The sequence below is a fragment of the Microcoleus sp. Pol12B4 genome, assembly GCF_036701385.1.
Classification (GTDB): domain Bacteria; phylum Cyanobacteriota; class Cyanobacteriia; order Cyanobacteriales; family Microcoleaceae; genus Microcoleus.
In genome coordinates, this window is record NZ_JAUBQR010000043.1 from 20207 (window position 1) to 31176 (window position 10970).

At 47.7% G+C, this 10970-nt stretch carries 8 protein-coding genes; 3 read left to right on the top strand and 5 right to left on the bottom strand.

Going from position 1 to position 10970, the window contains the following annotated elements; all coding sequences use genetic code 11:
- Nucleotides 1-593 precede the first annotated feature (593 nt).
- Entirely contained in the window at nucleotides 594-1616 is a 1023-nt protein-coding gene (locus QUA38_RS08670) for an alpha/beta fold hydrolase (RefSeq protein ID WP_333160905.1), read from the bottom strand.
- Nucleotides 1617-2033: 417 nt separating this feature from the next.
- Between QUA38_RS08670 and infC the strand changes: the two genes are divergently transcribed.
- The 3 genes from infC (at nucleotide 2034) to QUA38_RS08685 (ending at nucleotide 6335) form a co-directional block, all read left to right on the top strand.
- The gene (infC, locus tag QUA38_RS08675; RefSeq protein WP_006635262.1) at nucleotides 2034-2570 is read left to right on the top strand and encodes a translation initiation factor IF-3; all 537 of its coding nucleotides are present in this window, start codon (nucleotides 2034-2036) and stop codon (nucleotides 2568-2570) included.
- A 107-nt stretch (nucleotides 2571-2677) separates the two neighbouring features.
- On the top strand, nucleotides 2678-5722 hold the full coding sequence (locus tag QUA38_RS08680; RefSeq protein ID WP_333160907.1) for a HEAT repeat domain-containing protein: 3045 nt from the start codon (nucleotides 2678-2680) through the stop codon (nucleotides 5720-5722).
- Between the two features lie 136 nt (nucleotides 5723-5858).
- On the top strand, nucleotides 5859-6335 hold the full coding sequence (locus QUA38_RS08685) for a cyclic nucleotide-binding domain-containing protein (RefSeq protein ID WP_333077819.1): 477 nt from the start codon (nucleotides 5859-5861) through the stop codon (nucleotides 6333-6335).
- A gap of 470 nt (nucleotides 6336-6805) precedes the next feature.
- On the opposite strand, the gene QUA38_RS29310 is transcribed toward QUA38_RS08685, so the two are convergent.
- The 4 genes from QUA38_RS29310 to plsX form a co-directional block, all read right to left on the bottom strand.
- Entirely contained in the window at nucleotides 6806-7081 is a 276-nt protein-coding gene (locus QUA38_RS29310) for an ISAs1 family transposase (protein WP_445305039.1), read from the bottom strand.
- A gap of 191 nt (nucleotides 7082-7272) precedes the next feature.
- Nucleotides 7273-8154 carry an ACP S-malonyltransferase gene (gene fabD, locus QUA38_RS08690; RefSeq protein WP_333160909.1) on the bottom strand — a complete coding sequence of 294 codons (882 nt, stop codon included), beginning with the start codon at nucleotides 8152-8154 and terminating at the stop codon, nucleotides 7273-7275.
- 417 nt (nucleotides 8155-8571) lie between these two features.
- Nucleotides 8572-9573: a beta-ketoacyl-ACP synthase III gene (locus tag QUA38_RS08695; protein ID WP_333160911.1), complete on the bottom strand. Its 1002-nt coding sequence runs from the start codon at nucleotides 9571-9573 to the stop codon at nucleotides 8572-8574.
- Between the two features lie 163 nt (nucleotides 9574-9736).
- Complete coding sequence (gene plsX, locus QUA38_RS08700; protein WP_333064876.1) at nucleotides 9737-10786, bottom strand: phosphate acyltransferase PlsX; 1050 nt, start codon at nucleotides 10784-10786, stop codon at nucleotides 9737-9739.
- Nucleotides 10787-10970 lie beyond the last annotated feature (184 nt).

The window sequence follows — 10970 nt, forward strand, 5'->3', positions numbered from 1 at the left end:
TGACCGTAGATATAGTTATCGCAGTTGTAAACTTTGTTGGACAGCAAGGACAATCGGTCGGCTTCTGGGTAAAACCTGTGCTTTGGTTTAATGAGTTGCCTTTCGACTAACTGCATAACTTGGATGTGTACTACCAGTTAGAGAAGATACACTATCTTGGTGATTGTGTCAATCTCTGAGCTTCTAAAAAAAGGCGCCATCAATAACAGTAGATACATGACATCACAGAAAGACGGAGACTTACTTTCCCGCAGGAGTCGCCCACAGCAAACCAGTGGTTTAGGTTAGTTCAAGCCTGTAGATAGCGGCTGGGGAGTCAATCTTGAACCTCAAATCGACTGACTATCAAGATAGGGAAGTTTTGTAATATAGCAACCGCCCTGACGCTAAGGACGTTCTTAATTTTTGAAACCTAAGCGGTTGATTGCGCCTTCCCTCGGACTTCTTTTTACCCGCTCCGCTCGTCGCTATCGCCTTCAACATCTGCTATACCATACCACCAAGGGGATCGAGTTATAGCAAATTTATTTTTGAGCGGGAGCGATACATAAAAGTTATTTTTTTACCTTAGTAATCCACGGCCTCATGTCTAATCAATAGTGCTGCAATTGGCTCTTGCCCATAGGTGCAAAATTCCGGCTCATCCAGTTCAAAATTGCTTGATTTACTTGTTCCGGGCATTCATCCTGGGGACAGTGGCCCGCATTATCTAATTCCACTAGCTCTACATAATTGGGATTGCATTCGACAAATTGGTGGGGTCGGGCGAACCGAGGGGGAATCATCCGGTCTTGTTTGCCCCAAATTAACAGCATGGGGATTGTTAAATTTCGCATCACAATCTTGACACTGGGGCAAAATTTTGAACTGCCTACAGCTTTAAATAAGGCGCAGAAGGCGCGGGCTGCTCCCCGATCGCCGGCAGGTCCTGCTAGAATTTCAACTAATTCGTCGGTCACAGCTTCGGGGTTGGAGTAGGCAAAGCCAACCCAGCGACGGACAAAGGAAGGCTTGCGGGCAAAATAAAACAAAGGCCTGAGTACGATCGGAGAAACAAACAAACTTTCCACAGCTTCGATCGCCGGAAGCAGCCATCCGGGCACAGCTTCGGCTCGCACAGAGGGGTCTGGGAGGCTAATCATCACGATGCCGGCTACCATGTCCGGGTGAGCTGCAGCTACGGCCAGACAAATCAGCGATCCGATCGAGTTTCCTGCCAAGACTACGGGCTCTTTGATAAAAGTCAGCCAAAAATCATAAACTTGATCGACCCACAAAGACACAGAGTAGTTGACCGGAGCTTTTTGGGAAGCGCCAAACCCTAACAAATCCAAGGCGTAAACGGTTTGGTTTTCGGCGAGTTGGGCGAGATTTTGTCGCCAGTGCCCGATCGAAGCTCCAAACCCGTGCAGTAAAATAATCGGCGTTCCCGATGCGCGCGGGACCATTGGTTCGGCCGCAGAATCTTGAAATTCCAGCGCGCCTTGATTTCGTACCCCATCGGGCCGCAAATAAGTGTAGCGAGTTTGCCAACCCCGCCACATCCAGTCTCGTTGAGTTCCCACCCGTTGGTGCCACAGCAGAGAATTTGTCAATTTTGCCTCAGCTCGCAACATAAATTTACACTTGCTTATACCTATTCTACAAGGCAAATCAGGCGACTTGGGGGACTTGCCACAGCGGGCGAGATGGGCTAGGAAAAGCGGTTGTACCTCATCCTTAAGCTTTTACCCTGAATTTTTGACGGTTTTGTCATCAATCGGGCAAGGGGGCGGGCGATCGTGTGTGAAGTTAAAATAAAACTAGGCAGAAACCCAGCCAGACTGAGTAGAATAGCAAGTATTGTAAGAATTCATTTACGATCGTCCAAATATTCCCCAAGGCTTTAGCGGAGGGGACACAGGGCGCGGTAGTACGTCCGGTAAGGGTAACACCTTATAAAACAGTTCGATCGTCAATCGTGAAATATTGACCGATCAAACCTGTAACTATCAAGAAGCTTCGCTATTAAACTACTGCTTGTAAAACCATTCATGCCTGTGATTGAAAGAAGACAAAATCGCAACCTACCCCAGATCAACGAAAATATTCGATACCCCAAAATCCGGGTAATCGATACCGACGGCGCGCAACTAGGGATATTGACGCCTGCAGAAGCGCTGCGCCTGGCAGAAGAAAAAGAACTCGATCTCGTACTTGTCAGCGACAAAGCTGACCCGCCCGTATGCCGGGTAATGGACTATGGGAAGTACAAATTCGAGCAGGAAAAGAAAGCGCGAGAAGCAAAGCGGAAGCAGCACACTGCCGATGTTAAAGAAGTGAAGATGCGCTACAAAATTGAAGAACACGACTACCAAGTGCGCCTCAAACTAGCAGACCGCTTTATCAAATCTGGGGACAAAGTAAAAGCGACGATCATGTTCAGAGGTCGGGAAATCCAACACAGCAACCTAGCAGAGGACTTGCTTAAGCGCATGGCCACAGATTTGCAGGAAATCGCAGAAGTGCAGCAAGCCCCCAAAAAAGAAGGACGCAGTATGATGATGCTGCTGTCGCCCAAGAAAGTATAAATAGATAGTCATCAGCTATCAGTCATCAGTCATAAACTGGTGACTGATAGCTGATGACTTGCGAATTTAGTCAGGAATAAGCTACCACACAGGGAAATCAACGCTGCATGGAAAATTTTCAAATCAGCGGTTCGGCGGGAGTAAGACAAGGAGTGCTGCGATCGCTCAACCTGCGATCGGAAGAAGTAGAGCGAACCGTACTGATGTTCGTCGTCTACACTCTAACCTCCGTCGGGCTGATCTGGCTGGAACTCAGCACAGTAGGTCTTTTTCTAGATGAATTTGGTGCAGACAAAATGCCCTGGATTTACATAGCCAGTGCGTTTATCGGTTCTGGCTTGGGATTTGTCTACTCGTGGCTGCAAAAAATCCTGCCGCTAAGGCGCACCGTAGTGGTTGTTCTGGCAATGATGTCGATACCGCTATTTTTGTTTCGATTCGGCATCGGCTACGAAAATATTAAGATAGCTGGCGTCAGCATCGCTTTTATTACTATTTTTTTGATGTGGCTGTGGGTAGAAGCTTGTTATGTCCTCAACGACCTTAATACTTCTATCACTTCCAACCAACTGTTTAATATTAGAGAAATCAAGCGCACCTATCCGCTAGTGAGTAGCGGTTATCTAGTAGCTGGAGTAGTCAGCGGATTTTCTCTGCCTGTTTTGCTGTACGTAGTCGGACTCAAAAACGTTACTCTCATATCGGGGTTGATGGTGGCGACAGGCTCGGTGTTGCTCTATTACCTCACGGAAAAATACAGCCAAGCATTCCCGGAAACGGCTCACTGGACTGATGACGACGAAGAGGACGACCAAGAAGAATTTACCGCCCGCAAAGTTACAGGCCCGCTCCAAAAATACGCCGTACCTCTAGTCAGTTTCTTCATCCTCGCAGAAGTCGTCTACGTGCTGGTAGATTTCCAATTCTACAGCCAGTTAGAATACCAAAACCCTGGGGACGGAGCTAGCTGGATCGCTAGCTTCCTGGGCATTTATGAAGGCATACAAGGCCTGTTTCAAGTGGCGACTCAGTGGTTCGCTTCGAGCAGGTTGGTGGAAAGAATCGGTGTATTCGTGACGGCGATGATTTTGCCGGCGGGCATCGCTATACTCGGGGTGCTGACCATAGGAGCATCTCTGGGCCAGCTAGTATCTGTGTTTATCGGGCTAATATTGCTGAGATTTTTAGACGAACTGCTGCACTACACGCTTTTGGAAACCGTTAGTCCGGTTTTATTTCAACCGATTCCCGACAATATTCGATCGGGAATTCAAACTTTGGTGAACGGTGTGGGCGAACCTTTGTCCTGCGGAGCTACAGGAGTAGGCATCCTGATTATGCTGTGGGTGACAGGCAAAATACTCCCCCAGCAAGACGAAAGTGTATTTCACGACCAGCAAAGCTTGATATTTATTGGCGCGATAGTAATATTGGCACTGTTGTGGGTCTTTGTCGTATGGCTGATCCGATCTCAATACGTGGGCTTGTTGGTCAAAAGTGCGGAGCGGGGACGCTTGGGCGTCACAGACGTTGACCTCAAAGCTCTCAAGCGCGCAGTGGTGGAAACTCTACAAAAGCCGGGGGGCGAAGATGAAAAGCGCTCTTGCATAGAACTCCTGACGCAAATTGACCCCAAAAATGTCGGAGAAGTTCTCGCTCCCCTCCTCGATTCGCTGTCCCCTGGTTTGCAGCGCCAGAGCTTGGAAACGATGCTGCAACACCCGAACCCCGCATATTTAGAATCTGTCCGCGCACTTTCGCAGCAATCCTTGCCACCGGAGGTTCTGGCCTTGGCTTTGCGCTACATCTGGCTAACGGAAGCTGAACCGAGTATTGAGAGTTTGCGGCCTTACTTGCAGCCGACGGTCGATCCGGTGGTGCGGGGTACGGCGGCTGCTTTAATTATGAGAAGGGGCGATCGCCAGCAAAAGGCAGAGGCTACTAATACGCTGCGGCAAATGCTGACACACAAGCAAGAGCGCGAACGTGTTATGGGGACGCGGGCTCTGGGAGAAGCTGATTATTTGCAAGGACTGCGGCTGCATATCCCCAATCTGTTGCAAGATGAATCTCTGCGAGTGCGCTGCGCTCTGTTAGACGTGATTTCGTCTACTCATTCGGAAGAATATTATCCTTCGCTGCTGCGCGGACTTGGTTACAAATCGACTAGGGAAGCGGCTTTGCAGGCTATAGTCAAACTTCACAATGACGCCATTCCTTTGCTCGTGTATTTGGCTGAGGACATCCACAAGTCGGATTTGGTCAGGTTGCAAGCTTGGACGGCTCTCGGTCAAATTGGGACTCCGGAGGCGATAGACATTTTGGTGAGCAATTTGATGACGGCTTGGGGAACGACGAGGCGCAATATCCTCCGCATCCTGTTAAAAATGCCTTCGGAAGCGGGGATAGAAGGGGTTTTAGACCGCATCGGCCGTAGCGGCTTGGAAACTCTTATCGAACAGGAGTTAATGTTTATCGGTCAAATTTATGCAGGTCTGGTAGATTTGTCTGGGGTAACAAGCTACGGCAATTTCTCAGAGCGAGAGGCCAAGACCGCCCGGGAACCTGGGAACGATACGGCTCAATTGTTGCAGCGTGCTCTGGCGGGGTTGGAAGCTGATGCTAGGGAGCGGTGTTTTTTGCTGATGAAGTTTCTTTATCCGCTGGAAACGGTACAAGCCGCTGCTTTCAACATCGCTTCTGGCCAACCTTCTTTGGTTGCCAGGGGATTGGAAATTCTCGATAATACTGTGGATATAGCTAGGAAGCGATCGCTGATCAATTTGTTGGACCAGCACTCGGAAAGAGAAAAATTGAGCAATCTCTCCGAATTGATGGTTTACAAACCTCTAGCCCCTAGCGATCGCTTGCGTCGCTTGCTAGAATTGCGCCACTTCCTTTCGGATTGGGCTTTGGCGTGCTGCTTTCACTTGGCGAGGGAAGCGCGCTGGAGCCTTACCGCTCAACAAACTCTTGTCTGTCTTCAACACCCGACGGGTTTTGTCCGCGAAGCAGTGTTAGCCTATTTGAAAATAGCCTCGCCGCGGGCTTTGGTCGAATTGTTGCCGAGGCTGCAAAATGATCCCGATAATTTGGTATCCGCTCAAGTTGAAGAGATGATGGCCGAGTTGGGTGCTGGGGGAAAAAGGTAAAGAAGGAAGAAGGAAGAAGGAAGAAGGAAGAAGGAAGAGGGAATAAAAAGAAACTATGCCCAATGCCCAATGCTCAATGCCCAATGCCCAATTCCTCTTCCTTTGTTTAAATTTAAATTAATCACTGCATCTCATTATGTTAACCAGCGTCGAACGCCTATTGTTTGTGAGGGAGGTTCCGATTTTTAAGGAACTGCGGGATGATTTTCTCGTGCGTCTAGCATCGGTAATGGATGAACTTTCGTTTCCTTCCAAGCACAGGATTTTTACGGAAGGACAAGAAGGTCGGTCTCTCTATATTTTAGTATCAGGAACGGTGCGGGTGCATATAGGCGATCGGGATTTGGCACAGTTGAAAGCGGGGGCTTGTTTCGGGGAAATGTCGCTTTTTGATGCAGAACCTCGATCGGCTTCTATTTCTACTCTCGAACAATCCGACTGTTTGATGCTGACTCAAATGCAGCTATACGATGCGATTGATGAAACGCCGGGAATTGCGGTGAATATTATTCGCTTGCTGTCGCGCCGGATTCGGGAGTTGAATCAAAAGTTGAATGCTAAAGAGGCAATTATGCCTCCTACAGAGACGGTGAGAGTTCATGAAATGCGATGAAATTTGGGAATTGGGAATTGTGTTTTTAGTCGATCGGCAATTCTGCACAATTTATCTTTTGTAAGGTGCAAATAGCGATGACGAATACGCACAATTTCTCTGGTAGATTACACAATTCCAGGGTAATCGCATCTTAATAGAGATACCTAAGAGCGAGGAATTATTCAAAAAATTGAGACCAGCATTCAAGAGATACTCGTGAAGTAAGGCCCCCCAATTTAGTAGGTTGGTGAGAGCCTGCTACCACCAAATTGGGGTTTTACCTCATTGATTAATCTCCCTCATCTGTTCTGGCTATTGATTATGATAAGTAATGCTTGCATTAGGACCAGATCAAATCTCACTCACACTACTTTAGAGGATTTGAATCAGGAAATCATTATCTATACGAGCTTTATAACGTTTCATTTTTTAACTCATCTTGGACGGCTGCTGCTGGAGTAAATTAACTCTTAAATGACGAAGCAAGCTCAGATTTTGGGGGCATAACCAGACCGAGTCCGACTGGCATTCTCATTGAAGGTGACATCTAACACCCCATGTAAACTATTTTCCATTGTCCAATGAGAACGAATCGCTTGGTTGTGTAGCTTAGCCTGAGCTTCTAAACTGCTCAGATAGAATTTAATTTCCGTGGTGGTTTCCTTCCATGATTCTCTGTGCCGACTGACTATAACGACCGTGCTTAAACCGACCTGCTTCAGGGGGCGACAACGAGGTTCAAGTTTTTGCTTTATCAGCTTTATAGCTCTTTGCCCCCTCTGGTAAAATGACTGCTAATTGCGAGTGATGTGAACTAAATTCATCATAGATGCTGCCCACTCACGACAGCAGTCATGGGCAATTAAACAATTTTTACGCCTATAAACCCATCCAAAACTTGCCCTGTTAACTCTCAATTTTCTACCCTGCCGTTGAATAACAGGCTAGACATAGATTAAGTGGGCAAATCTGCAAAACTGCTAACATTTACCAGCGCTAAATCCGGACAAGTCCGTTTGATCAAACCTGTCAGAACTTTGCCGGGGCCAATTTCCACTACGCGATCGATTCCTTGTTGTGGCAATTGGAGAGAAATTTCTCGCCACCGCACGCCTTTGGTCATCTGCTGAGTCAACCGCTGCTTTAAAGTGGCTGCGCTGGTAGTGGCTGACGGTTCTGCGTTCGAGAGTACCAGCATTTTAGCATCGGAAAATTTTACAGACTTTAAGGCTAGTTGAAACTCTGCCGCCACTGATGCCATCAGGGGAGAGTGAAACGCACCAGAAACATTCAATTTAACGGCGCGTTTGACTTTAATTTTGGCAAGCAAATCTTCTACTGCAGCGGGCGTTCCAGAAATCACGACTTGTGCTTCGCTGTTGTCATTGGCAAGCACTACGTCTCGGCTGTATTGAATTTGCAATTCTAGTTCCTGCCTGTCGAACCCGATCAAAGCCACCATTTGCCCGCCGGAGGCAGTGTCCATGAGTTCGGCGCGGCGTTTGACTAAGCGCAATCCGGTTTCAAAGTCAAAGACGCCTGCTGCGTAGAGGGCAACATATTCTCCTAAACTGTGACCGGCAACTACCGCTGGCCGATCACTTTTTTCTCGCACTAAGTCGGCCAAAATACTTTCTACTACGAACAAGCAAGGCTGAGTGTAGAGAGTCCGAGATAGTTTTGTTTCTTCTTTTTGGCAAACTTCCGGGACAGACCAGCCTAAAATTTCTTTAGCGAGCTCAAATTTGGCTTTGGCTGTTGGCAAGTTTAATAAGTCTGCACCCATCCCGATCGCCTGGGAACCTTGTCCGGGAAATACCCATGCTGTTTTAGTCATTTTTCCGGTAATCTGCTAATTGGTGGTTGCTAATTGGTGATTGCAAAAATTCTTTCTTTTCCGCTTCTAAGTTCGCTCGCTGGTATCCGCTATCTTTCGGTTAACGAACTATCTACTCGCGACTCACAATTATAACATCTAACTGTGATTTTTACCAGGTTTATTTTTACCAGGTTTATTTTTTTTTGCTACTGGCATCTGATTAATAGCCGTAGCACAATTTTCAAGCTTCAAGCTGGGGGAAGTCGATCGAAGAATAGAGGATTTTCCATTTCTGCACGCGCTTGTCAATAACTGATGTCGAGGTGTTGCACCGTTGCGAACCTTGTCTTACGTATGGCGTGTTAAAGGATTTGTATTTTACTTGATTGAACTCCCGACAATAACCGGAGCACGCTTACAAACGGTCGCCAAATATTATCTTCCCCATTTAAAAATTGCCGCCCCCCAAGTCAAACCTGCACCGAAACCAGCAGCAGCAATAGTATCGCCCGCTTTAACTTTACCCATACGCACGGCTTCGTCTAAGGCAAGGGGAATTGAAGCCGCTGAGGTATTGCCGTAATGCGCCAAATTGCTAATTACTTTTTCGGGGGGAATCTTTAGCCTTTGGGCAACTGCATCCAGAATCCGCTGATTGGCTTGGTGCAACAGCAGCCAGTCAATTTCAGCAACGCTGATATTTGCCCGAAACAGAGCTTTTTCTATGACTTCCGGCACTTTTTTTACGGCAAAACGATAGATTTCTTGACCGTTCATGGTGATGGGATGAAATCCACCTTGGGCGATATTCACGCCCTCAATTAATCCTTTTGACTCGGCTTTGTAAGCCAAATTGAGAGAGGAATTTTGCGTGCCGTCGCTGCGAATTTCAAATCCCAAAAAGCGATCGACTTCTGAAGCCTGCAATACCACCGCACCTGCACCGTCTCCAAATAGAATGCAAGTACCCCGATCCGACCAATTTACCCAGCGAGATAAAATATCGGCTCCGATGAGTAAAACATTTTGATAAACCCCTGTCCGAATGAACTGCGAGGCTGTCACTAAACCAAAAACAAAGCCCGAACAAGCTGCTGTCAAATCAAAAGCCACAGCTTTTGTCGCGCCCAACTGATATTGAATTTTACTGGCAGTGCCAAACAAATCGTCAGGACTGGAAGTCGCCAAAATAATTAAATCGATATCTGTCGGCGAAATTTCTGCCATTGCGATCGCCTGAAGCGATGCCTCCGAAGCTAAATCGCACAAAGAAGTGCGATCGTCTGCCAGCCTGCGGGAGCGAATGCCCGTCCGCGCCCCAATCCACTCGTCAGAAGTTTCTACTATCTGACTCAAACCGTTATTATCCAGCGAAACCTGCGGTGCACAAGAACCGCTACCTGTGACGGCAATGCCGAACCCTGATTGCTGCAACATTCCTCTCCATTTACTCGCTGTTCGATCGAGAAATTAAAAATTAAAAACTACCAATTAAAATTATTTTTTAAACTGCTGAAATTACTTTTTTTAAGCAAAACAGTGGGTTTAAGCTGACATTTTTAATTTTACATTTTTAATTTTTAATTCCTACTTACTGCCTCTAATTCACAGCTTCTTGTTCCATAGCGCTTTGGTGATTGGACGATCGAATTCGCTCCAGCACTTGGTTGTCAATAGCCTCCTTCGCCAAACGAATGGCATTAAAAATCGAGCCAGCTTGAGACGAACCGTGGCTGATAATGCAAACTCCAGCAACGCCCAATAGCAAACCGCCGCCGTGTTCAACGTGGTCTACCCGCTGCTTAAATCCTTGCAAGCTTTTTTGCAGCAGAGGATCGTTAATTTGATGTTGGAGTCCTTTGACTAATTCTTCCTTCAGCACTTGCACGACGACTTCGCCCACCGCTTCGGCAAACTTCAACAACACGTTGCCGACAAACCCGTCGCAGACAATCACGTCGAATTTCCCCGACAGCACGTCGCGGCCTTCGGCATTGCCCACAAAAGGAATGTTCGGATTGTCCACCAATAACTGGTGGGTTCGCACGGCTGCGTCGTTGCCTTTAGAAGGTTCTTCGCCAATGTTGAGCAGGCCGATTTTAGGTTCGGCGACGCCCAGCACGCACTGGCTGTAAATAGTTCCCATAAGAGCGAACTGCTCCAAAAATTTGGGGCGGCAGTCCACATTAGCGCCGACATCGAGAATGAGTACAGAGCTGCCCGGTACCATTGTCGGCAAAACCGCACCAATCGCAGGGCGATCGATTCCGGGGAGCCGGCCCAACCTGAGCAGGGCAGCAGCCATTGCCGCGCCGGAGTGACCGGCGGACACCACAGCATCAGCTTGCTGCTGCTTTACCAAGTTCATCGCTACGTTAATCGAAGCGTTGGGCTTGCGTTTGAGGGCACTCAAAGGTTCTTCGTGCATTTCCACCGCTCCTTCAGAAGGAACGATTTCTAGCTGACCTGTAGAGACGCGGCCGATCGCGTCTTGTTGCCGGAGCGAGTCTTCTATTTGCTGCGGGTCGCCCACGAGCAAAATCTCTACGCCTAATTCTTCTTGTGCCTTAAGCGCTCCAGCTACAACTTCGGCGGGGGCGTGATCCCCACCCATAGCGTCTATTGCAATTCTTGCGCGTGTCGATCCCATTGACCAATGTTTGAGAAACACTAAAAATTCTACCAGGAAGTCAGGAGCGTGAATCCAGAAGTCTGAATAAAGAACTAAAATCCGCTCGCTACGGCGATCGGACAATTCTCATTTCCGACTACTCTGATAGAACTTGTTTTGTCACTACTTTACTATTTTTGACTGCAAATTGAAAAAATCAATG

What these genes read in the sequence shown, in the direction of transcription:
- QUA38_RS08670 (WP_333160905.1), bottom strand. Translation starts at nt 1,616, where the DNA reads ATGTTGCGAGCTGAGGCAAAATTGACAAATTCTCTGCTGTGGCACCAA.
- infC (WP_006635262.1), top strand. Translation starts at nt 2,034, where the DNA reads ATGCCTGTGATTGAAAGAAGACAAAATCGCAACCTACCCCAGATCAAC.
- QUA38_RS08680 (WP_333160907.1), top strand. Translation starts at nt 2,678, where the DNA reads ATGGAAAATTTTCAAATCAGCGGTTCGGCGGGAGTAAGACAAGGAGTG.
- QUA38_RS08685 (WP_333077819.1), top strand. Translation starts at nt 5,859, where the DNA reads ATGTTAACCAGCGTCGAACGCCTATTGTTTGTGAGGGAGGTTCCGATT.
- fabD (WP_333160909.1), bottom strand. Translation starts at nt 8,154, where the DNA reads ATGACTAAAACAGCATGGGTATTTCCCGGACAAGGTTCCCAGGCGATC.
- QUA38_RS08695 (WP_333160911.1), bottom strand. Translation starts at nt 9,573, where the DNA reads ATGTTGCAGCAATCAGGGTTCGGCATTGCCGTCACAGGTAGCGGTTCT.
- plsX (WP_333064876.1), bottom strand. Translation starts at nt 10,786, where the DNA reads ATGGGATCGACACGCGCAAGAATTGCAATAGACGCTATGGGTGGGGAT.